Source organism: Gordonia sp. NPDC127522 (genome assembly GCF_042672305.1).
GTDB lineage: Bacteria > Actinomycetota > Actinomycetes > Mycobacteriales > Mycobacteriaceae > Gordonia > Gordonia hongkongensis.
Genome location: NZ_JBHXVK010000012.1, coordinates 59,135 through 83,594 on the forward strand (window position 1 = coordinate 59,135; position 24,460 = coordinate 83,594).

Sequence of the window (24,460 nt, forward strand, 5' to 3'; positions counted from 1 at the left end):
TCACCACCCCATGAGTTCCGCCGACTCCTCGGCGATGGCCGGGCCGAGGGTCATCCCGCGGCCACCGGGACCGGTGACCGCCCACACCCCGTCACCCACCGACTCGCGGCACACGATGCGGTCGGGTTCGGTGCACTGGCTGTAGACGCCCGCCCAGCGGCGCTGAATCCTGGGTAGCGGACGGCCCAGCAGACCTTCGGTCACCTCGACGAGGTGGGCGTAGGGGTCCTCGTCGACGTCGAAGGTGAACGGTTCGGCGTACTCGTGGGTGTCGCCGATGGTCAGCCCGCCGTGCATGCGCTGCACACACAGCAACTGCATCCCGTGGTCGGCGGCGACCGGGCGCTGCGGTTCCGTCCGGCGCAGTTCCTCGAGCGCCGGGCCGGCGAAGCCCGGGTAGTACCGGAGGCTGTCGCCGTCGGCGATCGAGGTGGTGAGGCACTGCCCGAGCGGTGCCGTCTGCATCATCTGCAGCCGGACCCGACGCACCGGCAGCTCACCGAAGACCTCGCGGAGCAGTCCGCGATGAGTTGCGCCGGGGCACAACACGACACAGTCACCGGAATGGACCGCTCCGGCGTCATCCCGGACCGACGATCCCGAGATGTCCCGCGCCTCGACGCCCGGCACGAACGTGTAGCGTCCGGATTGCGCGAGCCGGGAACGCAAGGCGGGCATGGCCTGTCGGGACTCGACCGCGGCATCGGACGCGCAATACAGTCCGGCGAGGTAGTTCCCCTGTAGCGCAGGGTTCTTCTCGGCGACCTCGAACCGTCGCAGCAGGGAGAATCCCCGACGCTGCGCGTCGTCGCGGGCGAGCACCTCGTCGGCGACGGCGAGTTCGGCCTCGGTACGTAACAGGGTGATCGAGCCGTTCGCCCGGAAGCCGACCTCCGGGACCTGGGCGCCGATCTGCTCCCAGAGGACGCGGGACCGTAGCGCGATCTCCAGTTCGGGAGCGGATCGCCCCGAGACCCACACCAGTCCGAAGTTGCGGACGGTGGCGCCCCGCGCGTCGAGTTCTCGATCCAGATGGATCACCTCGTGCCCGCGTTCGACGGCCATCCAGGCGTGTGCGGTCCCGATGATGCCGGCACCGACGATGATCACGCGCATGCGTTCAGTTCTCCTCTGTCGAAAGATGGTGTCATTCAGGGCGCGACGGCCACGCGCAGAGCAGCCCCTGGGGCCGGTTGCAACGCGCCCTCGATCTGGTCCAGTGGCAGCGGGATGGTCACCAGCTCCGACCACCGATGACGGTCGACGGTTCGCGCCAGGAAGTCGATGGCCTGCTGTAGGTGACGTGGCTCGTAGTTGTGGACCCCGGTGATCGTCCACCAGCGTCGGACCACCTGCTCCGGATCGATGTCCAGCAACGGGCCCGGGGCCACCGAACCGGCCAGCACGAGCGTCCCGGCGACGTCCAGCCGGGTGAGTCCTCGACGGATGAAGTCCGACGAGCCGGTGAAATCGACTACGACGTCGACGTTCTCGCCGTCGTCGGGCCGCGCCCCGAATCCGATGGCCTGCTCCACGCGCGCCCGGTCCCGGTCGGCGATCAGGACGTCGGCGCCGCGGTCGGCACATACCGCCGCTGCGGTCGTCCCCAGCATTCCCGCTCCACCGACGAGGACGCGGCGCCCGGACACCTCCCCGGCACGCTCGGCGACCGCCATCACGGTGGCGGTGGCGCAGGCCGCTGGGGCGGCCACTACATCGTCGAGGGTGTCGGGAACACCGACCGACGTGGTGCCGGCCGGCAGCAGGATGTGGGTGGCGTAGCCCCCGGACAGCGGCCAATCACCGTCGAACGGTTCGTGTCCGACCTTGCGCACCCGCCGGCACTTGGCGGTGACGCCGCGTCGGCACCGATCGCACTCACCGCACGAGACCGTGACCGACCAGACGACGCGATCCCCTACGCGGGCGGTCGCTCCCGCGCCGGCGTCGACCACCTCACCCACCGCCTCGTGTCCGAGTACGGAGGGGCAGGGCGACTCTCGGCGTCCGGTCACGGTGTGCAGGTCGCTGCCGCACACCGTGGCCAGTCGTACTCGGACGAGCAACTCGCCACGACCAACTGCAGGAAAGGGCATTTCGACGATGTCGATCCGATCGCCCCGCCAGACGGCAGTACGGGTCAGACGAGTCGTGAGCGTATCCAACCGGACAACCTCTCGATGGTGTAGACGATGACGAAGATGACGAGCACGATGGCCCCGGCGACCTCGAAGTCGAGCGTGCGAATGGATTCGAAGAGCAGGAAGCCGATTCCGCCGGCACCGACGATGCCGAGCGTTGTGGACGTACGGATGTTGACGTCGAGAAGGTACAAACCAGAGCCGACGATGGACGGCATGGCCTGCGGAATCACCGCGGCGAACAGGGTTCTCCACCACCCGCAACCAACCGCGCGGGCGGCCTCGACGGGCCCCGCGTCGATCTCCTCCACGGAGTCGGCGACGAGTTTGGCGAGGAAGCCGATCGAACCGATTGCCAGGGCGCAGGTTCCGGCCACCGGCCCCAGTCCCAGCGCGGCGACGAACACCACGGCCAGGATGAGTTCCGGCACGGCCCGGACGACGAGAATCCAGGCCCGCGCGGCCCAGTAGACGATCGCGTGCGGGGTCACATTGCGAGCAGCGAGGATTCCGACCGGGATCGACAACACGGCGCCGATGGCCGTCGACACCACGCCGATCGCGACGGTCTGGAACGCGGCGTCGAACAGGTCCGCCCCGAGCGTGCTGAAGTCGGGCGGGATCATCCGGCCGAACACCTCGACGGCCGGGGGTATCCACGCGATCAGCGCCCAGGGCGTTATCTCCAGAACCACCATCGCCGCTACGGTCGCGGCGACCGCCAGCACACCGAAACCCGTCCGGACGGCGCGTTCCAGACCGGGCCGCATGGGCGACGGCGTCAGCAGCACGCGGCGGATTCCGATGGCCAGCAACTCCATCGCGGCGATGATCACGAGAATGACCAGCACGATGCCGAGGGCTCGCGGATAGATCAGACCACGGAGCGCGTCCTGCAGTGCGAAACCGATTCCGCCCGCGCCGACGAACCCGAGCACGACCGACATCCGGAGGTTGATGTCGATGCGGTAGACGAACGCCCCGATCCACGCCGGGACACATTGCGGTACGACCGCATTGACCATCTCACGGACATAGCCGACGCCCGTGCTGCGCACCGCTTCGCGCGGCCCCTCGTCGACCTGCTCGATCGCGTCCGCGAACAGCTTGCCGAGCATGCCGATCGAATGCAACGCCAGGGCCAGGATGCCCGGCAGCACACCGATACCCAGAGCACGCACGAACAAGACCGCGAACAGGAGGTCGGGCATCGCTCGGTAGAACGTGATGATGGCCCGCGCCACCGCTTGGACCGCAGGATGCGGACTGGTGTTGCGAGCGGCCAGGAACGCCAGCGGCACGGAAGCGATGGCGGCGAGAACCGTTCCCAGCACGGCCATCAACAGCGTTTCGACGGCCAGCACGCTGATCCGACCGGGATCCGCGAGTCGAGGTGGCAGCATCCGCTCGATGAGCGCGACGATGTCCTCGATTCCGTAGATCAGTGTTCCCGGCGCGAAGTCGATCCACCACGCGCAGATCAGCGTGGCGACAAGGCCTCCGACAGCGATTCCGGGCAGGACCGCGCGGTCCAACCCGGGTCGCTTCCGCGCAGACGGGTCCGCCCGCGGTCGATCGAGCAGCGGGGTGCTCATCGGCGTCGCGCCGCGTTCGTCGACGCCGACACCGGGTCGACGTGTCGGTAGACGTCCATCACCTCGTCGCGGTCCAATCCGACCGTGGAGCGATCCAGAACCTTGTGCCCACTGCGCAATCCGACGATGCGGTGCGCCCACCCGAGTGCCAGATCCACCTGGTGCAGTGTGCAGAGAATGGTGAGCTTCTCCTCGACGCACACCTGGAACAGCAGATCCATGACGACGCCGGCGTTCTCCGGGTCGAGGGAGGCCACCGGTTCGTCGGCGAGGAGGAGCACCGGTTTCTGCATCAGTGTGCGTGCGATGGCCACGCGCTGCTGCTGACCGCCGGAGAGCGTGTCTGCGCGACGGTCGGCGAGGTCGGCGAGACCGACACGGTCGAGGTGCTCGAGCGCTTCCTGGCGCATGCGTTTCGGATACGTCAGCGCGCCGTAGCGCGGACAGCGCAACCGGCCCAGCCCGCCGAGCAGGACGTTCTCGAGACAGCTGATCCGGCCGACGAGATTGAAGTGCTGGAAGACGAACCCGACGTCGCGTCGTAGAGCTCGCATCTCGGTACGTCCGGCACGATCGACCCGGTGCCCCACGACGTCGACGACGCCGGACGTCGCGGGATGCAGTCCGTTCAGGCAGCGGAGGAAGGTGGACTTCCCGGACCCGGAAAGGCCCAGGAGCACCACGAGTTCGCTGCGGTGGACGTCGAGCGACACGTCGTCGACCGCCACGGTGTCACCGAATCGCTTGGTCAGTCCGTCGACGTGGACGACGAGGTCGTCGCCGGCCACCGGTGGATGTGCGGTCATCAGCTCGCACACTTCTCGGACTTGGTGACCTCACAGACGTGCCGCACGCCGGCGTAGTCCTCGTCGGAGGCCGGCACGACACCCCAGGCACGCTCGTCGGTGATGAGGCACTCGTCGCCGGAGCAGAAGCCCGCGGCTTCCATCGACTCCTTGTTGACCTGCTCGGTGAACACCTTGGTGAGCGTGTCGATGGCTTCGGGGCCCAGCGAATTGTTGGCCGCGAACACCGATCCCGCGATCATCTCCGACTTCCAGACCGTCTTCAGCTGTCCTTGCTGGAGGTCACCCTTCTCGATGAGGGTCTTGTCGACCATCGAGTCGAAGGCGAATCCGGCTTCGCAGTCACCGGAGGCCACCGACAGCGCCGACGCGTCGTGTCCGCCCGCGTAGATCGGCGTGACACCTGCGGCCAGGTAGGTCTCGGTGCCGGACTTGATGACTCCCGCCTCGATGAGACCGGCGCTCGGGTACAGGAAGCCGGAGGTGGACCCGGGGTCGACGAAACAGACCGTCTTGCCGGCGAAGTCGTCGATGCTGTTGACAGACGGGTTGTCGGCCTTGGCGATTCCGTAGGACTGGTATCCCGGTTCTGCGCCCTTCTCCGACACCACTGCTCCGATCGGGGTGATGTCGGCCCCGTTGAGGCCGGCGACGACGTAGGCGAAGGGACCGAAGAAGGCGAGGTCGACGTTGTCGGCGATCATCCCCTCGACGACGCCGGCATAGTCGGATGCCTGGACGAACTCGACCTTCGACCCGGTTTCCTGTTCGATCACCTTGATGACCGGGTCGTAGCTGGCCTTGAGATCGGAGGAGTTCTCGGCCGGGATCGCGGCGAGGGTGAGAGTTTCAGGAAAACCATTGTCGTTGACCGCTTCCGAGTCGCCACCGGAACATCCGGCGAGAACGAGGGCGGTGGTGGCGAGGGCGGCGGTGAGGGCGAGCGGAGACCTACGGTTCTTCATCGGAGACGACCTTTCGGGGCGTGACGGGGGCGGGATGTGGAGCGGATCAGGGGGCGGTGATCAGAGCGGGGAGATCGGCGACCGACGTGAGCACCCGATCGGCACCCGCGGCGCGCAGGGTGTACTCGTCGTGGGCACCGGTGAGCACGCCCACGGCCAGACCGACGCGGGCGCGTCGTGCGGTGTCGATGTCGCTCGACGTGTCGCCGACGACGACGACGTTGGCCAAGTCGTCGACCTGGGCGGTGAGAGCGGCGGCCAGCACGAGGTCCGGGTAGGGGCGACCGCGCAGGCCGGCGGTGGGAGCGAGGACCTGGTCGACGACCTCGGCCCACCCCAGTGAGTCGAGAATCCGCTGCTGGGTGGCCGGGCTGAACCCGGTGGTGAACGCGGTGGCGATCCCGCGCGATCGCAGGTCCGCGAACGTCTCCGCCGCTCCCGGGATCGGGTCGACCCCGTCGTCGATCAGTTCTCCGTAGGCCTCTTCGAACGCTTCGTTTGCCCGTCGGGCCGCGTCGTCGGAGCCCAGAAGCGCGCGGAACACTGCGATCTTGGACTGCCCCATCGTGTCGAGGACGTAGGTGCGGGCGCGGTCGCGCTCGTCGCCCTGGTCGGGAATGCCGACCGCGGTCGCGGCCACCTCGAACGCCTGGGTGACGAGCCCGTCGTCGACGATCGTGGTGCCGGCCATGTCGAAGACGACGAGTTGGACGGACGAGGTGCCGTCGTGTGGGGTGGTTGTGCCCGCAGATTCCGAAGCAGGCTCGGTGAAGTCATCGGTTGTACGCATGAGCCCACTGTCGCGTTTGGTATAGACCAATTCGGGTGTCTTACCCCAACGCCAGGTGAACACTCGGTTGCCATTTGGTCTAGACCATCGTTTGCTATGTTGGTCGCATGACCCTGTCCGAGCAACCACGCGTTCTCAAGCACCAGGTGGTCAGGTCCCGGCTGGAGGAACTCCTGCAAGACCTCGTCGAGGGCGATCCCTTTCCCGCCGAACGTGAACTCGCCGAGAGTTTCTCGGTGTCACGCGAAACGGTGCGGCAAGCACTCCGAGAGTTGTTGCTGGACGGCAGGATCGAGCGCCGGGGTCGGATGACGGTGGTGGCGGGTCCCAAGATCCGACAACCGTTGTCGATCGGTTCGTACACCGAGGCGGCCCGCGAGCGCGGGATGGAGACCAGTCGCATCCTGGTGGGATGGACGAACCTGACGGCCGACGCGGTGCTCGCCGAACGCCTGGCGATCGCCGTCGGCGACCCGGTCATCCAGCTCGAGCGTGTCTTCACGACCGACAAGGTGCGGGTGGCGCTGGAACGCACTCGCCTGCCGGCCTTCCGGTACCCCGACCTCGAACGCGACTTCGAGGTGACGTCGTCGCTTTACGCCGAATTCCGCAGGCGCGGGGTGCGTTTCGGGCGTACCGAGGACACCATCGAGACGACGCTGCCCGACGCGCGTGAGGCCGCCTTGCTCAACGTCGACGCTCGTACGCCGATGTTCTTGCTGAACCGCTTGTCCTACGACAAGGACGACGTCCCCATCGAGTATCGGCGTTCGCTGTACCGGGGCGACCGGATGGCGTTCACGCAGACGATGTACGCCGACTGATCAGTAGTTCTGGTCCTGCCAGGTGCACAGGCACACCTCGTTGCCCTCGGCGTCGGCGAGAACCCAGAAGGCCGGGGCGTACTCGTCGGTGAGTAGTTGGCCGCCGGCGGTGATGGCCGACTGCAGCCGTTCGTGTAGTTCGTCGGTCGGGATCCACAGGTCGACGTGCATCCTGCTTCGTTGGGGGCGAGGTTCGTCCATCTGCTGGAACCAGACGCTGGGTAGGCGCCCGGCCGGATCGACGAGGTCGACGGGTTCGCGATCGGCCGCGTCGCCGTAGCCCAGGACAGCTTTCCAGAAGGGCCTGATGGCCGGGATGTCGAGGGCATCGATGGCGAGGTTGAACTGGGTGACGGGCGCGGACACCGGCTCGAGGCCGAGGTCGGCGGCGATGCCGGTGATCCGATTCGCCAGCGCGACATCGGCTTCCGTGAGCTGGTGCTCGCTGTGCGTGGTGAGCACGAGATGCACCGTGCCGTAACGCAGATCGATGTCGGGGTGGTGGTTCGCCTCTTCGGCGGCGTCGATGATCTTGGCGACGAACTCACCGCCCCGCACCATCGATCCGGTGTTGTAGGCGGCCGCCAGTCTGTCGGCGATGACACGCCAGGGATCGGCGACCATCTCGGCGGCCTCGGCGGTGGTGAGCGGTGAGCGAGTGGACCCGGTCATGTCGCCCCATGCTGCCCCGTTCCGGTGGATTGCGAAAGGGGGCGCGCCTCAGTGCCTGTTGGTGGTCGCCGCGGCCAGTGTCGCGATCGACTGGTGCATCGCCGGCAGGAACCCGCGGCGCGCCTCTTGGTCCAGGGCGGTGCCGGCGCCGATGACCGGGTCGTAGTCGAGTCCGATCACTCCGCCCACCGCACCGGACACCACGTTGACCAGCATGTCGGCGATACCGTCCTGATGGGTGGCCGGTAGTTGGGCGGAGATGACGACGATCGTCTTCTCCAGCACCCCGGCCCGGTCCCATTCGGTGAAGACGACCCGGGCGCGGTTGAGTAGGTCGGGTCGCGCCGCGATGACGAGTACCGGAGTGAGGTTCGGGAGATCATCTTCGGCGAGTTCGGGCAGCAGCGTGAGCGGATGCGCGCCGGCGTCGACGACGGGAACTGCGCCCTGCCGCCACGTCTCGACGACGGCGTCGGTCACCGTCGCCTCCTCGGGCGGAAGCCACAGACCCGTGCCCGACGCCGTGCGCAACAGTTCGGGGTTACCCGACCCGCGGAGCCGCAACTCGATGTCGCAGTCGTTGCCCGACGCGTCCACCCACCACGAGAGCAGCCCGAGCGTCGACGACGCCCGATGCTCCGCGAGCAGCGCCGAAACAACCGACGTGCCAACGCCTCCCGCTGTCCCGCACACGACGACGGACCGCTCGGCCCAGGCCTGCGGGTCGCCGTCGCGTGGTGTGGTCGGGTTGGTCATGTGGGGTCAGGGGACGAGCATGTGAAATACGAGAAGAGCACCCGTCGGCGTGCGGACCGGGTTGTTGATGGCAGATGTCGTGATTCCGATCGTTGCCGGACCCGGGCCAGTCGGAACGTCCCACACCTTCGTCTCACCCCGACGCGTCCCGAAGGTCACTGTTGTCCATTTGTCGAGTGCATAGCCACGAAGACTCGTGTATCGGGTTTGAAAGAGTACTCGGCACTTCGGATTCCGCTTCCAGGTCGCGCCTTCTCCGCCGAACCCTGCGGACCGTGCTGTCACCCTGACCACGCCGCGCTTGTTCGGCGGCGTCTTTACCGTGACGTTGACGTTGCCGCGGCAGAAAGAATGGTCCCCCATGGTTCCCAGGTTGTTGCCGTAGAGCGCGATGTTCGGGATTGGCGCCGCGGTCGCCTGGCCAACGCCGGTCACCGTAGTCACCGCGGCGAATGCGGCCAACATGACTCCAATTACCAATTTCTTCATATCTATTCCCCGCAATTTCTGACCCGCAGGTCTACTCGCATTTTTCGAGATCACACACGCGATTCGTACTTGCAAGCGTGAGCCTCCGCCGGAATCGGCGGGCAATTTCATCCGATCCTGCCTAAGGGACAAGCATGTAGATCGTAGATCCGTAACCGGATGGAACCCGGATTGGGCTATTAGTAGCCACCGCGGTGATACCGAGACTCACCGGGCCCGAACCTGAAGGGATTTCCCAGACCTTTGTCTCACCAGCCCGGGGCCCGAACGAGACCGTCACGAACTTCTCGAGATTGATTCCGCGAACGCTGTTGTAGACGTTCCACAGGAGCACACGACACTTGGGATTGCGTTTCCAACTCGCACCTTGGCCCGTGAATCCGTGCGACCGCGCGGTGACACGGACAACGCCACGCTTCTTCGGCGAAGTGTCAGCGGTGACGTTAATGGCACCGCGACAGTAGGAATGGTCGCCGAACGTCCCGAAGTTGTAACCAGTGAAAGTCACTTGAGGAATCGGAGCCGCGGACGCCTGACCGATGCCTGCCATGCACGTTACAGCGACGATGGCCAGCGAAACCGCCGTCACGATGAGTCTTTTCATTTCACGCCTCCTAGTCGGCTCGCGAGCCGCTTCATATCTGCTCTCACGGAACCAGGTAATAACCGCCAGCTCCGAGACCCTGATGCAGTCGAACAGGGCTGTTGGCGGAGTAGGTGGAGACATAAATCGAAGCGATACCAGAACCCGTAGGCACTTCCCAAACTTTCTTCTCTCCGGCCTTTCTGCCGAACGAACCGGTAGTCCACTTTTCGAGACTGAGCCCACGAATGCTTGTGTAAGCGGTGAGGAAGAGTACGCGACAGCGGGGTGTCCGGTTCCAGGTGGGGCCGTTACCCGTGAACCCACGCGAAGTAGCAGTCACGCGAACCACTCCACGCTTCTTCGGGGGCGCGTCGATACGCAGAGTCACAGCGCCTCGACAGAACGAATGATCGCCGAAGGTCTCAAACGTGTCGCCAGTGGTTCGCCACTGTTGCAAAGGCGCGGCCGCGGCCTGACCGCCTCCGATGAGGCCAACGACTGCCGCCAAAGCAAACGCGGTGAACAATACAATGAGCTTTTTCATTTCAGATCCTAGGTGCGAAGGGGTCGGCATTTAAGGCGCCATCATGAAGAAGGAGGGACCCGCAGGAGACTCCAGGATGCGAACGGCGCTGTTAACGGCATATGTAGTGATGCCCATCCAGGCAGGGCCGGAGCCGGTCACAACGTGCCACGTCTGCTTCTGCCCTGGTTTCGGTCCAAAGGAACCAACCGTCCACTTCTCCACATCGAGTCCCTGGACGCTCGTGACGGCGGAGCGAAACAGGAAGCGACAGTTAGGATTCCGATTCCACGCCGAACCCTGGCCCGAGAACCCGTGTGAAGTCGCGGTGACCTTGACAACGCCACGTTTCTTCGCAACCGCGTCCACCTTGTATGTAATGGCACCGCGGCAGAAGGAATGGTCACCAAATGTCCCGAATGTCGTGCCGTTTGTGCTGAAATTCTGCATCGGAGCCGCGGACGCATGCCCTGCGCCGAACAACATGGCGAAGACAGCAGCGAAAACGACCGTCAAGGGCAGTCCAGTTCTCTTCATTTTCTCAATCCTCGAGATGCTCACGCAGGCAATCAGGTGCGTCACGGGGCACAGTTCCGGTTCGCGCAAGTGGGATCGAAAGCCCGTATCCAAACTTCATGGCACCAACGTGTAGTACGACACACCCCACGACTGTCGTGCGCGAACCGGATTATTTCGCGCGTACGTCGCAAGTTGGAAAAGCACCACTCCAGAACCGGTCCAGATATCACGAACCACCCTCTGCCCGCGCTTCGGGCCGAAATCTGCGTTGAAGAAATTCCACTTGCTATATGCAACCGCGCTGTCGTGTACGGTGCCTACCAGCAATTTACAAACCGGGTTGCGGTCCCAACTCGGGCCCCGCCCCGTGAACCCGCGCGAGGTAAGCGCGACCCGGATGTGACCCGGTTTCTTAGGCGCGGCGGTGAGACTGACGTGCAGTACGCCATGACAGAACGAATGGTTGCCTGCAGTTAGGAACTGGTCTCCATTGTTCGCTAACCGAGGCAACTCAGGTGCTGCGGCACTCTTGCCCGTGCCAGTGATCAGTCCAGAAACCAGGAGAGCGAATGCGATCAACACAATCGCGATACGTCGTGACATCAGAAACTCAAACTCCTTTCGCTATCAGTCGGTGGCGTTTGCGCTGAAAGATTCCGTAGGCCAGTTGATTTCGCTGCCCGGGAGGGCGCTTTGCAGTCTGTCTGCGTGCTCACGGGTCCAATCACGGACCGATTTCTCGACGTGTGGACCGAGAACGGAGTAGGGCGATCGGGCTTGACCGCCTGACCAGCCGAAGGTGGAGGTACCAACCTTCGCGTCAACGTCGCCGCGGTGATTGACCACGTAGTCGACAGCAGGCAGTCCCGAGCGCCGCGCCTGCTCTGGTGTCAAATGGAATTCGAACTGATTCGGCGCGTCAGCCTCGGGCAGTGCATGGCGTGGGCCGTTCTGACGCCACGGCTCATCCGGGTTCGCGCCAGGGTCACCGGCGCCCAGCGAGTAGGCCAGGAGCCCGCCTATAGTTCCACCGGTTACGGCGCCTAGCGCAGCACCCGCCGCACCCACGCCCGCCGCACCGACTCCGGCACCGATCGCAGCGCCCGCGAGACCCTGAGTTCCAAGGAACGGGGGCACGGGCAGAGATCCGATCACGGCTCCCGTGATCGCGCCAACCCCCGCGCCCACAACCGCCGACGGAATACCAAGCGCGACAGCACCAGCCGTGCCACCGGCCATGACGCCGATGATCGTGGCGGCAGCACGACGAGTCGCCTCGTCCTCAGGAACACCAGCAGAGATCAAACCCTGCGCAATCTTCGCCTCGCCATACGCCGACCACGCATTGATCGAGTTCACATCACGCTTCGACATCCCCTCCGGAATGTCGGTGACGAAGTTGCCCACACGGATCTTCTCCGGCGGCGGCGCGATCGGCCGAACCGGCGGAGCAACCCGCGGAGCCACCCGATTATTGATCAACGGAGTGTAGGGCTCGTCATACGAATACGACCCAGGCGCGGTGTACGCCTGATACGGCGCCTCCACCGGCGGACCCGGAATACTGCCCGGCCCCGGAACCACAACCGGCTCGACCGTCGCCTCAGCACCGCTGCCACCATCCGGCGACACATCACTCGGACTCGTGCCACCCTGCCCCGGCGCCGTGTCACCCGGACTCGTGCCACCCTGCTCCGGCACCGCAAACGCCGCCCCCGCACCGGCAGTGATCGACACCGCGACCACCGCCGACGTCACCGACAGCAATGGACCACTCGGCACCCGACGCTTCCGGTGCCGACCCCGACTATGACTCATTACTCGACTACCTCTCTGGTGCGCCCACGGCGGGCGAGATCTCACTCAACTGATCGGATGGACTGGATGTAGGACTTGCCGCCGATGGTCGTCGTGCGGATGACCTGGCGGTAGGTGATGGGCAGAGCGTCGGGCTGCAATTCGGTGAGCACCACCGAGTACTCGCCCGGGCCGCGCTCGGCGACCGTCAGGCAGTGCCGGGTACCGACTGGACGCTGATTGATGTACTGCTGCATCACGTACTCGGAGGCCACGGCGCCCGGTGCCGCGACCGCCCGTGCCGCCCTCGCCGAGCGCAGAACGTAATAGGCGTGGTTGAAGGCGCGGATCGCACCGGCGCCGGACTCTTGATTACCGGCATCGTCGCCGTCGGACACCGTCGTCCCCGACCCCACCGGGCGCTGCGTACAGGCGGGCTCGCTCCCCACAGCGGACGTGGATGGCACCAGCGAATCAGAGGCGTCAGCGGTGGACGTCGATGCCGTCGTCGATTCGGGCTCGCCGCCGCGCGTCAGGACCACACCCAAGGCTGTGGCGACAATCACAAGAATCGCTGCTGCCGCACCTGCGATTCGCAGTGGTGAACCGAGACGTGTGGGCTTCTCACCGCGTGCGGCCGATCCGCTCTTCCGCTTCGCACGGACCGACTTCTCCGCCTCTGCCAGGAACGCGTCGAGCTCCGACGCCGGGCGAGGCGCGACGACCTGCGGTGCGGCGACCGCCGGCCGAATCGACTCCTCGAGCTGTGGAAGTGGACGCTCGAGAACCGCCATCGCGGAGGGCTGCGAGGCCACCTGAGCTGGGCCAACAGAGCGGTATCGGGCCAGGTGAGCGGCCAGATCGGCGGCCGGCGTCGCGTCGGAAGCGGGCGACGGCGGGACGTCGGGGAACCACAGTGCGGAAGCGCGCGGCGGCACCAAAGATCCCTCCCCCCGGCCGGTGATCATGTCGTCGTGAAGTTGCGCTCAACGACGGCACGACGCAGGGGGTCCCCCGATGACGTCGGCATATGCCGTCGCTGACCTCGGGACACCCTACAACAGCTCTCAGGACCTTCTCAGCTGTCATCCACAGGGGTGACAGGCGATCCTGCGCTGCGAATTCATGCACACAGATGTCGCGCTGACTAGGGTCGCGAGTGTGCTTCTCACGGCCGCAGTCGCCCGCGGGGTCGCGGACGGAACCGTCGACCTCGCCTTCCGGCGATGGGGCCATCCGCGCATACATCCGGGTTCGAGCTTCATCGCGCTGACTCACGTCATCGAGGTGACGTCTCTGGAACGCGTCGACCCCGAACGGATCACGCGCGACGAGGCGCGGCGCGCAGGATACGACGATGCCGACGCCGTCCGGGCCGCCCTCTGCGTCAACGTCCACAATCCGACCTACCGCATCGGACTGCAGTGCATCGGCGAGGACCCGCGTATTGCCCTGCGCGCCGACGACGATCTGTCGGACCCGGACGTGGAGGAGATCCGAACCCGTCTCGACCGGATGGACTCCCGGTCCAAGATCGGGCCGTGGACCCGAGAAACCCTCGACCTCATCGCGCGCCGCCCGGGCGTGGTGTCGACCGACCTCGCGGCTGAACTCGGCAGGGACCGAGCAGGATTGAAGCAGGACATCACCAAGCTCAAAAAGCTCGGGCTGACCGACAGCCTCGTCGTCGGGTACGAACTGTCGCCGCGCGGCGTCGAGTTCCGGCGCCGCGACCGCGACTGAGGTCACCGAACATCCGACGGCGACATGTCGACGTGGGCATCATCAATTCATGCCCAGCGCACACCCGGCCCGTCACCTGCTGCGCGCCAAGGATCTCGCGGACGTGCGATTCGCCGAGCCGCTGACGGTCGACGACATGGCCGCCGCGGCGAAACTGTCCCGCGCCCACTTCTCGCGGGCCTTCGCAGCCGCATACGGACAGTCGCCACACGCGTATCTGCAGACTCGGCGACTGGAACGGGCAGCGGCCATGCTGCGAACGACAGACCGCACCGTCGCCGACATCTGCATGGCGGTGGGTCTTTCCAGTGTCGGTTCGTTCACCACGAGCTTCACCCGCGCATTCGGCAAGACGCCGACCGCATACCGGGATTCGTTCCCACCCGCTTCCACGTACGCACGGATACCGGCGTGCGTTCTGCGCGTCTACTCGCGCCCGGCGCCGACGAGCCGGACCGAGCCCCCCCCGGGAAGTGAAGCAACACGCGACGGACCAGGTGAGGACAGCACACGGGGAGAAGACCTCGACGGCCGCAGCGACCTACGTTGATCTCACCACCGCAACATCCCTCAAGCGAAGGAATACAACATGATTCGGATCGCCAGCGCCCAACTGTGGGTACACGACCAGGACGAGGCGCTCGACTTCTGGACGTCGAAGGTCGGACTCGAGGTTCGTTCGGACGCGTCCCTGCCCGAGATGGGCGGATTCCGTTGGCTGACCGTCGGCCCGCCCGGACAGGACGAGGTGAGCATCGTCCTCATGGCAATCCCCGGACCACCGGCCATCGACTCCGGCGTCGCGGAGGAGATCCGCAGCCTGATGTCGAAGGGCTTCGCCGGCACGGTCTTCCTCACCACCGACGACTGTCGGCGGGATTATGAAGCACTGACCGCGCGGGGCGTCGAGTTCACCGAGACACCCGAAGAACGGCCGTACGGCATCGACGCGGGTTTCCGCGACCCGTCGGGAAACAGTGTTCGCCTGACGCAACTGGCCGAGGTACTCGCCTAGACCGCCCGGCGTTCCGGCAATCGCGGGTCGCGTCGCCGCGTCGTCGGCGACAATCCGACCATGAACAGCATCCGATCCGGAGTCACGGCGGCTGTGCTCGCGCTGGCCGCCGCAGGTCTGTGCCTCGTGGCCGGCACCGCGAACGCCGCGCCGTTCCCGGTGATCACGGATGCGCCGACTGCCATCGCCTCTCGATATCTCAGCCCGGCAACCGAGTCGCCCGCCGGCGCCAACCGCTTCGCCTGTCGCGACCGCGACGGACGCAATCCGGTCGTGCTGCTGCACGCGACTGCCATGAACCAGAGTGCGAACTGGGCGTATCTCGCGCCGACCCTGGCCAACGCGGGGTACTGCGTGTTCAGCCTGACCTACGGCCAGACGAGCTGGAGCGGCAACACCGGCGGCCTGGGCAACAAGGACCAGTCCGCCCGTGTGGTCTCGGCCTTCGTCGGACGGGTGCTGGCTGCCACCGGCGCCGACAAGGTCGACTTCGTCGGCCACAGCCAGGGCGGCGCGATCGCACAGCTCGTCACCCAATTGCCCGGACGCGCCGAACAGGTGGGCACGATCGTCGGGCTGTCCGCGTCCAACCGGGGATACTCCCGGGTCGGCTCGATCACCGACCGGCTACCGGCCCGTGCCCCCGGTCAGAGCTACTGGGGTCCGACGCATCGCTCGATCCGATACGTGAACCTCGCGACGCGATTCGACGTGATCTCGACGCCGTACACCGTGACCTTGATGCCGCCCGGCCCCAACATCACCAACACGGTGATCCAGGACGTGTGCCCGGCGTCGAAGATCGGTCACGTCGGGATGGCCTACTCCCCGACCGTCGCTGCGCTCGTCCGCAACGCACTCGATCCGCGGCATCGGGTGCCGGTCGTCTGCGGTTCCGACTTCCCGGGTTGACCTGGGCCCTCCGGCTTCGACGACCCGGGTTTTGTTCGTGCCCCCGTCCCTCGCTAGACTCGTCTGCGCTGCCTCGCGTAGCACGCCGCCCTAGCTCAGTCGGTAGAGCAATTCACTCGTAATGAATAGGTCAGGGGTTCGATTCCCCTGGGCGGCTCCATCTCCTCCCCGGCCACGCCTCCTCGACGTAGCCGACCGTTCGAACCGCCCCACAGCAGGGCTTCGAGTAGATGTCCCGATTTGTGTCATTCAGACGACAGCGAGCAGCCCGCTCGTCGTCTAATATCTGATCGACAAAGAGGGGGCCCAGGGGTGGCAGGATATCGGCGCGGCACACGACGCGCCGTCGAGAACGACGGCGTCGGTCCTCTTCGACGACCCTCGGGCCTCTCCAACGCCTCTCTCACCCTCGGCGCGCTCTCGCTGGCCACCGTCATCCCGACCGCGGTCGCATCGATCAACGTGACCACCCTGGTCCACGCTCTCGCCGCGCCGGACACCGTCCAGGTGGCCACCGAATCGACCACAGGGTGGAGCCAACCGATCCCGTTGTCGCCGGGCGCCGGCGGCCCCGCCGCCCCGTCCGTCGCTGCGACACCGACCGGCGGGCCGGCCGCTCCCATGACACGCGACCTGTCTTCCACGGGTACACCGAGAACGCTGGTCATCGACTTTCCGCACTCGGTCGGACCCATCATCGCCGGCGGTCCCCGAACCCGCGCAGTGTTGTCGACGGAGCTCGACGACGAACTCAAAGAACGTGCGGTGCAACAGAACCTGGCGGTCATGACCGTCATCGCCGGACTCGACGCGAACAGTCCGTTCGTCGTCTACACCGGCGACGCCCAGGGCTCCGGCGGGCCCGGCGCGCCCGGTGTACCCGAGGGCGGCACCAGCCTGACTCCTCCCCCGCCGGGTACCGACGGGCCGGTCATCGTGCTGGTGTCGGATCCCCGTGGGCCGTGGAGCATTCGAGTCTGGCTGGAGACCATCCCGCTCGTCTCGGCGCTCCTGAAGTCGATCGGATGGAAGGTCGACCCGCCCCGGACGGACCGCCCTGTCGAGACGCCACGCCCCGATGCCGGCACGGGCAGCGAGCCGGAGGTCACCGAACCACCACGCGGTCGGCCCATCGAGCCGACCACCGACCGTGGCGACACCACATCCGACGCCGGAGCCGATGCCGAGACGCCCAGGGATACCGTCGAAACACGGGACGTGAGCCGGGAAACCCTGCGGGACATCGTGGTCGACGATGACCAGGACTTGCCGACCGAGTCCTCCGATGTCGAAGACGACGGGGGCACCGGATCGGAATCAGGCGAAGCGGGCGACGACGGTCCGTCCGAGGGTTCGGGCAACTCGCGATCCGACTCGACGAGCCGTGACAACTCCGACGCGGGCGACGACAGCGATTCTTCCGACCGCGGTGGTTCCGGCAGCGAATCCGCGGAATCCGCCGCCTGATCCGTCGTCGTAGATCAGCTGCTCAACCGAACACGGACCCGAGTGGTGCTGCCGAGTCGGGCGACAACGGCGAGGTCAGCATCACCGGCCCCTGCGCCATGAATCGTGGAGTTGCACCACGATGTTCGTCAGCCGCGTGCACGGTGAACGGATGGACCACGTAGATGTCACCGGGATTGCCGGTCGCGTAGGCGACGCGACGCTCGCGACTCGCGGCGTCGAGTAGCGGACCGGCGTCGAAGGGGCTCATCCCGTCGTTGTCGAGAACCGTGACAGCGTCGCGATGTGACCCCACCCGGATGCGTGTCGGTGCGTCGGTCGGTCCGACCTCGGAGAGCAGGGTCAGGATCAGCACGGTGTGGGGCCGTCGACTGACCACCCACGATCCTTCCTCGCGCGGTGTGTTTGCGTCGATGTGCCAGCCGCGGTCATCGACCGTCGGCGGAAGCGGGAAGCGGACCGGTATGTTGCCGAGGGCTCCCCGCGGTGTCCAGCCGCCGACGCCACAGATCGCATCGAGCGCCTCGGTCAGCTCCGGACTGTTCGCGAGCAACCCGAATGGGCCGGCTCCCACCATGTCCGACGCCCAGCGCACCGGATCGGTCCAGGCGTCCGGGTCGTTCTCGGACAGACCCAGCTGAGCCCACAATCCTGCCCGCGCCCGGTCCGCGGCCTCGCGCAGCGACGGACGCTCGATCTTGAGGAAACCGTCTGCGCTGAACCTGTCGACGTCGATCACCGTCGCAGCCTCCCACCATCGGGCGTCTCCCGCGAGCGATTTTCGCCGCACCGAGGGCGACAGATCACCAACCGTCGAGAAGCTCACGGCCGCAAAACTTCTGGAATCGACTACCGAAGAGCTTGGTCGATCAGGACCTCGGCGGCGGCTCGTGCATCGTCGGCGGCACGCGCCGAGCCCGCGATCGCCGCCGTGGTCTGGGCCCCCTCGGCGAGGATGGACAGCTGCGCACCGAGGCCGTCGGGGCCTCCCAACTCCGCCACCAGACCCGCGACGTAACGCTGGAAATCAGCTTTCTGCGCACGAACCGCGGCGGCGACCGAGGGCATCTCGGCCCCGAGTTCGCCGTAGGCGTTGATGAACGCGCACCCGCGGAACTCGTCGGTGCCGAACCACTGGAGCAAGAAGTCGAACACGGCGAGCAACCTCTCCCGCGGCGATGACAGCCCCTCCGCACACGCGGCGATCCCGCTGTTCCACTGCCGGGTCCGATCGTCGAGCACCGCGAGGATCAACGCCTCCTTCGACGGGAACATCGAGTAGATCTTCTTCAGCGACATCCCCGCCGCATCGCGGACCTTGTCCATCCCCACCGCGTGGACCCCGTGTGCGTTGAACAGGTGGTCAGCGGCACGGACCACCCGCTCGCGCGGGTCCACGGCGTCGGCCACCTCGATCTCCTCTTCTGCCGGTTCCCGGCTGGGGGTTGCGCGGGGAACGATCGTTCTCTAGTGTAGCAATCACCGGCGAGAACGACCGTTCTCCCGCCCGCCGCATCGATTCCGATCCCGATCGGGTCGCCTCAACAGAGAGAAGTGATCGCAATGGGCTACATCAAAGTCGGCACCGAGAACTCCACCGACATCGAGCTGTACTACGAAGATCACGGCACCGGCCAGGCCGTCGTGCTGATCCACGGCTATCCGCTCGACGGCAACAGCTGGGAACTGCAGGCGCGCGAGCTCATCGACGCCGGCTACCGCGTGATCACCTATGACCGTCGCGGGTTCGGGAAGTCGAGCAAGGTCGGCACCGGCTACGACTACGACACCTTCGCCGCGGACCTGAACACCGTCCTGGAGACGCTCGATCTCCGCGACGTCATCCTCGTCGGATTCTCCATGGGCACCGGCGAACTCGCCCGTTACGCCAAGAACCACGGCACCGACCGGGTCGCGAAGTTCGCGTTCCTGGCGTCGCTCGAACCGTTCCTGGTGAAGACCGACGACAATCCCGAAGGCGTCGACCGGTCCGTCTTCGACGGTATCGCCGCGGCCGCCAAGGAGAACCGCTACGCCTGGTACACGCAGTTCTACAAGGACTTCTACAACCTCGACGACAACCTCGGCACCCGCATCACCCAGGAGGTCGTCGACGCGAACTGGAACACCGCGGTCGGCAGTGCGCCGGTCGCCGCCTACTCGGTCGTCCCCGCCTGGATCGAGGACTTCCGCGACGACGTTGCCGCCGTGCGCGACTCGGGCAAGCCGACCCTCATCCTGCACGGCACGGCCGACAACATCCTGCCGATCGACGCCACCGGACGCCGCTTCCACCAAGCCGTTCCGGACGCCGAGTACGTCGAGATCCCCGATGCGCCGCACGGCCTGCTGTGGACTCACGCCGCCGAGGTGAACGAGGCGCTGCTGGGGTTCGTTCAGAAGTGAGCGTCCCGGGGTGAGTTCGCCCAGCGAGCACACCCGCGTGACAGCAGGACGGCCGCCAGATGGATTCTCCATCCGGCGGCCGTTTGCCGTCTGTCCCTACCGGGCGTCGTCGTCGACCCGTTCCGCGTCCTCGGCGGTCTCGTCGGACGCCTCGGCGTCCTTGTTGTCGGCGAGGGGGTCGTAGCCGGGAACACCCTCGAGCACCGTCAGTTCCTGATCGATGGCGGCCGAGACGGCCTTGGCATCTTCCTTGATCTTGCGGATGAAGTCCGACATCGCTCGCTCCTCGCTCATCGTCCGGCCGCGGCACGCGACCGTGACCTCATGATAGGTCGAGGCCCGCGTCACCCCCCGGCGATCGGAGTCCGGGCGCGACCGATCAGTCCCGGAACTTGTCCGCGTACGACGACGACAGCGCCGGGTAGTAGGCGTCCCAGTCGACCTCGGCGACGCCACGGCCGGCCTCGGCTGCCACCAGACGGTCGAGGTAGTACTCCCATCCCGGGCCCACGTTCTCGGCCATGTCGGCCCGTGGCAGTCCCTGGGCGAAGGTCAGTGTCGTCGTTCCGTGGGCTTCGGCCAGGTCCAGTTCCAGCCGCCACACGTCCTCACCCCCGTCCTGGGCCGGGGACTTCGATTCGACGACCAGCCGGCGCGGCGGATCACATTCCAGGATCGTGAACCGCTCCGGCTCCACGTCGTCGCCCTCGGCGGTCATCCGGAAGTCGACGAACCCGTCGACGGGGTCGCCGGCCCATGTTCCGATCCAGCGTTCGAGCCGCGCGGGTTCGGTGATCGCCGCCCATACGGCGTCGATCGGCGCGGCGAACGTCCGCTCGAGCACCACGTGCGGCACGCCGGCCCGCACCTCTCGGCGGCCGGTGGCCGTGATGTCCGCAGTCATCCTGTCTCCTTGTGTCGTTTGCCTGAATCGGGCTGTGCAAGAGGGGAGTCCGCGGATTCCTCATCGACGAACTCGCGCACGGTACGTCGCACCTCGAGGTCGAGCGCGTCGAGATGACGCTCGTCGAATCTCGGCTGCACGGCGTGCGAGTCCACGGCGTCCGAGTCCACGGCGTGCGAACCCGCAACCGCCGAGTCCACCGCGTCGAGCCACGCCCGGACCCCGGCCAGCGCGCCGGACGCCAGCTCGTAGTGCCGCTCCCGGCCGTGGTCGACGGCCGTCGTCACGCCCGCTTCGCCGAGCACCCGAAGATGACGCGAGATCGCCGGCCGGCTGATCGGGTGGTCGGCCGCGAGATCGACGACGCGCGCCGAGCCGCGAGCGAGCCGCTCGACCAGCGCACGACGCACCGGGTCGGCGATCGCCTCGAAGTCATCCATGCCCTATTAGTAACACAAGAGTTACCAATAGGGAAGGGTGAAGCTGTCTACGCCCCGACCGGGCGTGCGAGCGCGAGTCCGATCCGCGCGACCATGTCGTCGACGGCGAACTTCGGCTTCACGTTCATGTCGAGGGCCTCCCGGCACGCGAGCACGGCTTCGACGCACTGCAGCAGCTGCTCGGGCTTGGCGTAGCCGGCGAGCGGGTTCGCGAGGTCGTCGGCTTTATCCGGATGCATCGCGGTGACCTGGGCGCCCACGCCGACGACGAGCGCGTCGCGGAACAGCGCGGCGAGGTCGACCAGGGCACGGTCGAGGACGTCGCGTCCGACCCGGGTCGCCCTCGACTTCTGCCGCTTCTCCAGTTCCTTGAGCGCGCCGGCACTTCCGCGCGGCATCCGCGCGGTGCCCTTGCCCGTACCGCCCGCCCCGAGCGCGGTCTTCATCTCCTCGGTCTCGGCCGCGTCGAGTTCGGCACTGATCGCCTTGGCGGCCTCATCGGCCGACCGGACGAGCTCCTCGGCGGCGGCATAGGCGGTCGAGTCGCGGGCGGCGGCACGCGCCAGCCCGAGTGCCTTCTCGCGCTGCGTGCGCGCCTCGGGATCCGTCGCCAGTCGACGCGCGCGCCCGATGTGGCCGCCACACACCGACGCCGCCCACCGAGCCTGCCCCGGATCGAGACCGTCGCGCTCGACGAGAACCCGCTCGATGTCGGCGGTCGTCGGCGTCACCAGTGCGACGTGCCGGCAGCGCGACCGCAGGGTCACCGAGATGTCCTCCGGGTCCACCGACGGCGCACACAGCAGGAACACCGTGCGTGACGGCGGCTCCTCGACGACCTTCAGCAGCGCGTTCGCGGCCTGCTCGGTGAGCCGGTCGGCGTCCTCGACGATGACGATCTGCCAGCGCCCCGTCCCCGGCCGGCGCGCGGCGGCCTGCACGATGTCGCGCATCGCCCCGACGGCGAGACTCAGCCCCTCCGGTACGACATGGCGGACATCGGCGTGGGTCTTCGCCATCACCGTGACGCACGCACGACACTCGCCACAGCCGACGTTCGCGGCGTCGGGCGCCTGGCACTGGAGAGCCGCGGCGAAGCACTGCGCGGCCACCGACCGACCGCTGCCCGGTGGTCCGGTGAACAGCCACGAGTGGGTCATCGACGCCCGCGACCACCCCGCATCGACGGCCGGGATCTCGTCGTCGGCGAGGAACAGGTCGTCCGACGTACCCGCGTCGAGCCTCGCCGCAAGAGCACGCGCGGCCCGGGCGGCGGCCCGCAGATCGTCGGCGATGGCCTCTTGCCCGGTCAGCCGATCGAAGACATTTGTCACAGCAACACCCTAATCCGCAGTTCGGACACGCCTGAGGCGCGGAACCGTGTTTAACGATTGCAAGCAGCCAGCTACCGTAGTCTCCGTGGTTCAACAACGGTCGCGGTGGTCAAAGGGCCTGCATCTGGCCCGATGGCTGATTCATACGCCGTGGCCCATTCTCGCGCTGGACATGCTGCGGGCGAACCTCGTCGGCGCACTGTTCACCTTCGCGTTCCTGCGCTTCGGCATGCCGATCCAGGATTCGATCAGCCTCGACGAGATCACCGCGCTGAACCAGGTCATCTTCGCTGCCTACCTGTTGATCGCGATGGTCATCGGCGGGTTCGCCAGCATCCAGCTGTCGCTACCGGTGCTCATCTGGCATCGGCGGCGCACCCGACTGGACAACGAGGCCGCACGACGCCGCGCCCTCGCGCTACCGATGCTGCTGACCGCGGTGAACGCCGCACTGTGGGTCGTGGGCGGCACGCTGTTCACGCTCGTCAACCTGACCGTGTCGTCGAAGAACGCCTTCATCGTCGCGATCGCCAGCACGATCGGCGCGATGGTCACGTGTGCGCTCAGCTACATGCAGGCGGAGAAGGTCATGCGGCCGATCACGGTCGCGGCGATGGCCAACAATCCCGACAACGCCATCGCGCCCAGTGTCACCACCCGCATCACCGCGTTCTGGGTGATCAGCGTGGTCGCCCCGATGCTGGTGATCATCGGGATGATCGTGCTGCACCGCCTCGGCATCATCGAGGCCGACTCCACCGGCCTGGAGCGGCCGATCCTGTGGATGGCGATCTCGGCGCTCGCGTTCAGCGTGATCGCGATCGTGCGCGTTGTCGCCGCCATCAACGACCCGATCAAACAGCTGCGGCGCGCACAGTCCAAGGTCAGCGAGGGCGACCTCAACGTCGCGGTGAAGATCTACGACGGCAGCGACCTCGGCCTGCTGCAGGCCGGGTTCAACGACATGGTTGCCGACCTGCGCGAACGTCAGCAACTGCGCAACCTGTTCGGCCGCTACGTCGGTGAGGACGTCGCGCGGCGGGCCATCGAGACCGGCACCGAACTCGGTGGCGAGGAACGCTACGTCGGCGTCCTGTTCGTCGACATCGTCGGCTCGACGCGCCTGGCGGTGAATCGGCCGCCCCGCGAGATCGTCGAACTGCTCAACGAGTTCTTCCGTGTCGTCGTCGGCGTGGTCGGTCGCCACGGCGGGTTCGTCAACAAATTCCAGGGCGACGCCGCGCTCGCCATCTTCGGTGCGCCGCTCGACCTCGACGACTTCGCCGGCCGGGCACTCGCGTCCGCGCGCGAACTGCGGGCCGAGCTCTACGAGACCCTCGGTGACACCGACATCGGCATCGGGGTATCGGCCGGCAAGGCCATCGCCGGGCACATCGGCGCCGAGCAGCGACTGGAGTACACCGTCATCGGCGACCCGGTCAACGAGGCGGCCCGCCTCACCGAGCTCGCGAAGGACGAACCCACCCGCGTCCTCGGGTCCGCACGCGCGGTGTTCCTGGCGTCTCACGAGGAAGCCGAGCACTGGGAGATCGGCGAGGGCGTCGAACTCCGCGGCCGCGGGATCGAGACGCTCCTCGCGCGCCCGCACCTCGAGCCGGACCGGCGGGACTGAGAGACCCTCCCCAGCCTCTGAGGTGTGCGGAGCGTAAGCCGCCGGGCCGAGCAAGCGACGAAGGAGCGCGTCGAGGTCGACCACCCTCCCCTTCGCCCGCACCTCAGCGAGCAGGGGACTCGCCTTCGCATGTCCCCAGCGAT

At 66.8% G+C, this 24,460-nt stretch carries 26 protein-coding genes and 1 tRNA gene; 9 read left to right on the forward strand and 18 right to left on the reverse strand.

Features of this window, described 5'->3' with window-relative positions; all coding sequences use genetic code 11:
* Genes ACFVHY_RS17580 through ACFVHY_RS17605 form a run of 6 tightly spaced genes read right to left on the reverse strand, consistent with a single transcriptional unit; the run spans position 1 to position 6,297 of the window.
* Positions 1 to 1,116, reverse strand: coding sequence for a TIGR03364 family FAD-dependent oxidoreductase (locus ACFVHY_RS17580; RefSeq protein ID WP_390274151.1), 1,116 nt, complete (start codon positions 1,114 to 1,116; stop codon positions 1 to 3).
* Between the two features lie 35 nt (positions 1,117 to 1,151).
* Complete coding sequence (locus ACFVHY_RS17585; RefSeq protein ID WP_390274153.1) at positions 1,152 to 2,165, reverse strand: zinc-binding dehydrogenase; 1,014 nt, start codon at positions 2,163 to 2,165, stop codon at positions 1,152 to 1,154.
* Positions 2,141 to 3,736: a phosphonate ABC transporter, permease protein PhnE gene (gene phnE, locus ACFVHY_RS17590; protein WP_390274155.1), complete on the reverse strand. Its 1,596-nt coding sequence runs from the start codon at positions 3,734 to 3,736 to the stop codon at positions 2,141 to 2,143. The genes ACFVHY_RS17585 and phnE overlap by 25 nt, the downstream gene beginning before the upstream one ends.
* Positions 3,733 to 4,542 carry a phosphonate ABC transporter ATP-binding protein gene (gene phnC / locus ACFVHY_RS17595; RefSeq protein ID WP_390274157.1) on the reverse strand — a complete coding sequence of 270 codons (810 nt, stop codon included), beginning with the start codon at positions 4,540 to 4,542 and terminating at the stop codon, positions 3,733 to 3,735. The genes phnE and phnC overlap by 4 nt, the downstream gene beginning before the upstream one ends.
* Positions 4,542 to 5,507 carry a phosphate/phosphite/phosphonate ABC transporter substrate-binding protein gene (locus tag ACFVHY_RS17600; RefSeq protein WP_390274159.1) on the reverse strand — a complete coding sequence of 322 codons (966 nt, stop codon included), beginning with the start codon at positions 5,505 to 5,507 and terminating at the stop codon, positions 4,542 to 4,544. Before ACFVHY_RS17600 ends, phnC begins: the two co-directional genes overlap by 1 nt.
* 46 nt (positions 5,508 to 5,553) lie before the next feature.
* On the reverse strand, positions 5,554 to 6,297 hold the full coding sequence (locus ACFVHY_RS17605) for a phosphonatase-like hydrolase (protein WP_390274161.1): 744 nt from the start codon (positions 6,295 to 6,297) through the stop codon (positions 5,554 to 5,556).
* A 107-nt stretch (positions 6,298 to 6,404) separates the two neighbouring features.
* Between ACFVHY_RS17605 and ACFVHY_RS17610 the strand changes: the two genes are divergently transcribed.
* Complete coding sequence (locus tag ACFVHY_RS17610; RefSeq protein WP_390274164.1) at positions 6,405 to 7,121, forward strand: GntR family transcriptional regulator; 717 nt, start codon at positions 6,405 to 6,407, stop codon at positions 7,119 to 7,121.
* Here the strand turns inward: ACFVHY_RS17610 and ACFVHY_RS17615 are convergent, their stop codons facing one another.
* The 6 genes from ACFVHY_RS17615 to ACFVHY_RS17640 form a co-directional block, all read right to left on the reverse strand.
* Positions 7,122 to 7,793, reverse strand: coding sequence for a VOC family protein (locus tag ACFVHY_RS17615; RefSeq protein WP_390274165.1), 672 nt, complete (start codon positions 7,791 to 7,793; stop codon positions 7,122 to 7,124).
* Positions 7,794 to 7,841: 48 nt separating this feature from the next.
* Complete coding sequence (locus ACFVHY_RS17620; protein WP_390274168.1) at positions 7,842 to 8,549, reverse strand: hypothetical protein; 708 nt, start codon at positions 8,547 to 8,549, stop codon at positions 7,842 to 7,844.
* Positions 8,550 to 8,555: 6 nt separating this feature from the next.
* The gene (locus ACFVHY_RS17625; RefSeq protein ID WP_078111746.1) at positions 8,556 to 9,038 is read right to left on the reverse strand and encodes an enoyl-CoA hydratase; all 483 of its coding nucleotides are present in this window, start codon (positions 9,036 to 9,038) and stop codon (positions 8,556 to 8,558) included.
* A 647-nt stretch (positions 9,039 to 9,685) separates the two neighbouring features.
* Complete coding sequence (locus ACFVHY_RS17630) at positions 9,686 to 10,168, reverse strand: enoyl-CoA hydratase (protein WP_390274171.1); 483 nt, start codon at positions 10,166 to 10,168, stop codon at positions 9,686 to 9,688.
* A 1,125-nt stretch (positions 10,169 to 11,293) separates the two neighbouring features.
* Positions 11,294 to 12,484: a hypothetical protein gene (locus ACFVHY_RS17635; protein ID WP_390274173.1), complete on the reverse strand. Its 1,191-nt coding sequence runs from the start codon at positions 12,482 to 12,484 to the stop codon at positions 11,294 to 11,296.
* Between the two features lie 41 nt (positions 12,485 to 12,525).
* Entirely contained in the window at positions 12,526 to 13,404 is an 879-nt protein-coding gene (locus ACFVHY_RS17640) for a hypothetical protein (RefSeq protein ID WP_390274305.1), read from the reverse strand.
* A gap of 220 nt (positions 13,405 to 13,624) precedes the next feature.
* Here ACFVHY_RS17640 and ACFVHY_RS17645 point away from each other — a divergent pair, with 220 nt between their 5' ends.
* The 6 genes from ACFVHY_RS17645 to ACFVHY_RS17670 all read left to right on the forward strand — a co-directional run bounded on the left by ACFVHY_RS17645 (position 13,625) and on the right by ACFVHY_RS17670 (position 17,600).
* Positions 13,625 to 14,206 (forward strand): hypothetical protein, encoded by a 582-nt coding sequence (locus ACFVHY_RS17645; protein ID WP_390274176.1) that lies wholly within the window; start codon positions 13,625 to 13,627, stop codon positions 14,204 to 14,206.
* Between the two features lie 49 nt (positions 14,207 to 14,255).
* A complete protein-coding gene (locus tag ACFVHY_RS17650) occupies positions 14,256 to 14,756 on the forward strand; it encodes a helix-turn-helix domain-containing protein (RefSeq protein WP_390274178.1) in 501 nt (166 codons plus the stop codon).
* Positions 14,757 to 14,795: 39 nt separating this feature from the next.
* A complete protein-coding gene (locus ACFVHY_RS17655; protein ID WP_390274180.1) occupies positions 14,796 to 15,221 on the forward strand; it encodes a VOC family protein in 426 nt (141 codons plus the stop codon).
* 60 nt (positions 15,222 to 15,281) lie between these two features.
* On the forward strand, positions 15,282 to 16,133 hold the full coding sequence (locus ACFVHY_RS17660; protein WP_390274182.1) for an esterase/lipase family protein: 852 nt from the start codon (positions 15,282 to 15,284) through the stop codon (positions 16,131 to 16,133).
* A gap of 84 nt (positions 16,134 to 16,217) precedes the next feature.
* Positions 16,218 to 16,293, forward strand: a tRNA-Thr gene (locus tag ACFVHY_RS17665).
* A gap of 152 nt (positions 16,294 to 16,445) precedes the next feature.
* Positions 16,446 to 17,600, forward strand: a complete 1,155-nt coding sequence (locus ACFVHY_RS17670) for a hypothetical protein (protein ID WP_390274185.1) — start codon at positions 16,446 to 16,448, stop codon at positions 17,598 to 17,600.
* Between the two features lie 22 nt (positions 17,601 to 17,622).
* Here ACFVHY_RS17670 and ACFVHY_RS17675 read toward each other — a convergent pair whose 3' ends face one another.
* Positions 17,623 to 18,339, reverse strand: a complete 717-nt coding sequence (locus ACFVHY_RS17675) for a phytanoyl-CoA dioxygenase family protein (RefSeq protein ID WP_390274188.1) — start codon at positions 18,337 to 18,339, stop codon at positions 17,623 to 17,625.
* A gap of 110 nt (positions 18,340 to 18,449) precedes the next feature.
* Positions 18,450 to 19,010, reverse strand: a complete 561-nt coding sequence (locus ACFVHY_RS17680) for a TetR/AcrR family transcriptional regulator (protein ID WP_390274191.1) — start codon at positions 19,008 to 19,010, stop codon at positions 18,450 to 18,452.
* A gap of 153 nt (positions 19,011 to 19,163) precedes the next feature.
* On the opposite strand from ACFVHY_RS17680, the gene ACFVHY_RS17685 reads away from it, so the two are divergent.
* Positions 19,164 to 20,006: an alpha/beta fold hydrolase gene (locus tag ACFVHY_RS17685; RefSeq protein ID WP_390274192.1), complete on the forward strand. Its 843-nt coding sequence runs from the start codon at positions 19,164 to 19,166 to the stop codon at positions 20,004 to 20,006.
* 96 nt (positions 20,007 to 20,102) lie between these two features.
* Here ACFVHY_RS17685 and ACFVHY_RS17690 read toward each other — a convergent pair whose 3' ends face one another.
* The 4 genes from ACFVHY_RS17690 to ACFVHY_RS17705 form a co-directional block, all read right to left on the reverse strand.
* Complete coding sequence (locus tag ACFVHY_RS17690; RefSeq protein ID WP_078111764.1) at positions 20,103 to 20,282, reverse strand: hypothetical protein; 180 nt, start codon at positions 20,280 to 20,282, stop codon at positions 20,103 to 20,105.
* A 103-nt stretch (positions 20,283 to 20,385) separates the two neighbouring features.
* A complete protein-coding gene (locus ACFVHY_RS17695; protein WP_390274195.1) occupies positions 20,386 to 20,910 on the reverse strand; it encodes an SRPBCC family protein in 525 nt (174 codons plus the stop codon).
* Complete coding sequence (locus tag ACFVHY_RS17700; protein ID WP_390274197.1) at positions 20,907 to 21,350, reverse strand: ArsR/SmtB family transcription factor; 444 nt, start codon at positions 21,348 to 21,350, stop codon at positions 20,907 to 20,909. The genes ACFVHY_RS17695 and ACFVHY_RS17700 overlap by 4 nt, the downstream gene beginning before the upstream one ends.
* A 47-nt stretch (positions 21,351 to 21,397) precedes the next feature.
* Positions 21,398 to 22,684, reverse strand: coding sequence for a DNA polymerase III subunit delta' (locus ACFVHY_RS17705; protein ID WP_390274200.1), 1,287 nt, complete (start codon positions 22,682 to 22,684; stop codon positions 21,398 to 21,400).
* 172 nt (positions 22,685 to 22,856) lie between these two features.
* On the opposite strand from ACFVHY_RS17705, the gene ACFVHY_RS17710 reads away from it, so the two are divergent.
* The gene (locus ACFVHY_RS17710) at positions 22,857 to 24,317 is read left to right on the forward strand and encodes an adenylate/guanylate cyclase domain-containing protein (RefSeq protein WP_078111767.1); all 1,461 of its coding nucleotides are present in this window, start codon (positions 22,857 to 22,859) and stop codon (positions 24,315 to 24,317) included.
* Positions 24,318 to 24,460 lie beyond the last annotated feature (143 nt).

Bases quoted from the DNA above. Each gene is read 5' to 3' on its own strand.
- ACFVHY_RS17580 (WP_390274151.1), bottom strand. From the start codon at position 1,116: ATGCGCGTGATCATCGTCGGTGCCGGCATCATCGGGACCGCACACGCC.
- phnE (WP_390274155.1), bottom strand. From the start codon at position 3,736: ATGAGCACCCCGCTGCTCGATCGACCGCGGGCGGACCCGTCTGCGCGG.
- phnC (WP_390274157.1), bottom strand. From the start codon at position 4,542: ATGACCGCACATCCACCGGTGGCCGGCGACGACCTCGTCGTCCACGTC.
- ACFVHY_RS17600 (WP_390274159.1), bottom strand. From the start codon at position 5,507: ATGAAGAACCGTAGGTCTCCGCTCGCCCTCACCGCCGCCCTCGCCACC.
- ACFVHY_RS17605 (WP_390274161.1), bottom strand. From the start codon at position 6,297: ATGCGTACAACCGATGACTTCACCGAGCCTGCTTCGGAATCTGCGGGC.
- ACFVHY_RS17610 (WP_390274164.1), top strand. From the start codon at position 6,405: ATGACCCTGTCCGAGCAACCACGCGTTCTCAAGCACCAGGTGGTCAGG.
- ACFVHY_RS17615 (WP_390274165.1), bottom strand. From the start codon at position 7,793: ATGACCGGGTCCACTCGCTCACCGCTCACCACCGCCGAGGCCGCCGAG.
- ACFVHY_RS17620 (WP_390274168.1), bottom strand. From the start codon at position 8,549: ATGACCAACCCGACCACACCACGCGACGGCGACCCGCAGGCCTGGGCC.
- ACFVHY_RS17625 (WP_078111746.1), bottom strand. From the start codon at position 9,038: ATGAAGAAATTGGTAATTGGAGTCATGTTGGCCGCATTCGCCGCGGTG.
- ACFVHY_RS17630 (WP_390274171.1), bottom strand. From the start codon at position 10,168: ATGAAAAAGCTCATTGTATTGTTCACCGCGTTTGCTTTGGCGGCAGTC.
- ACFVHY_RS17635 (WP_390274173.1), bottom strand. From the start codon at position 12,484: ATGAGTCATAGTCGGGGTCGGCACCGGAAGCGTCGGGTGCCGAGTGGT.
- ACFVHY_RS17650 (WP_390274178.1), top strand. From the start codon at position 14,256: ATGCCCAGCGCACACCCGGCCCGTCACCTGCTGCGCGCCAAGGATCTC.
- ACFVHY_RS17655 (WP_390274180.1), top strand. From the start codon at position 14,796: ATGATTCGGATCGCCAGCGCCCAACTGTGGGTACACGACCAGGACGAG.
- ACFVHY_RS17660 (WP_390274182.1), top strand. From the start codon at position 15,282: ATGAACAGCATCCGATCCGGAGTCACGGCGGCTGTGCTCGCGCTGGCC.
- ACFVHY_RS17685 (WP_390274192.1), top strand. From the start codon at position 19,164: ATGGGCTACATCAAAGTCGGCACCGAGAACTCCACCGACATCGAGCTG.
- ACFVHY_RS17690 (WP_078111764.1), bottom strand. From the start codon at position 20,282: ATGTCGGACTTCATCCGCAAGATCAAGGAAGATGCCAAGGCCGTCTCG.
- ACFVHY_RS17695 (WP_390274195.1), bottom strand. From the start codon at position 20,910: ATGACTGCGGACATCACGGCCACCGGCCGCCGAGAGGTGCGGGCCGGC.
- ACFVHY_RS17700 (WP_390274197.1), bottom strand. From the start codon at position 21,350: ATGGATGACTTCGAGGCGATCGCCGACCCGGTGCGTCGTGCGCTGGTC.
- ACFVHY_RS17710 (WP_078111767.1), top strand. From the start codon at position 22,857: ATGCTGCGGGCGAACCTCGTCGGCGCACTGTTCACCTTCGCGTTCCTG.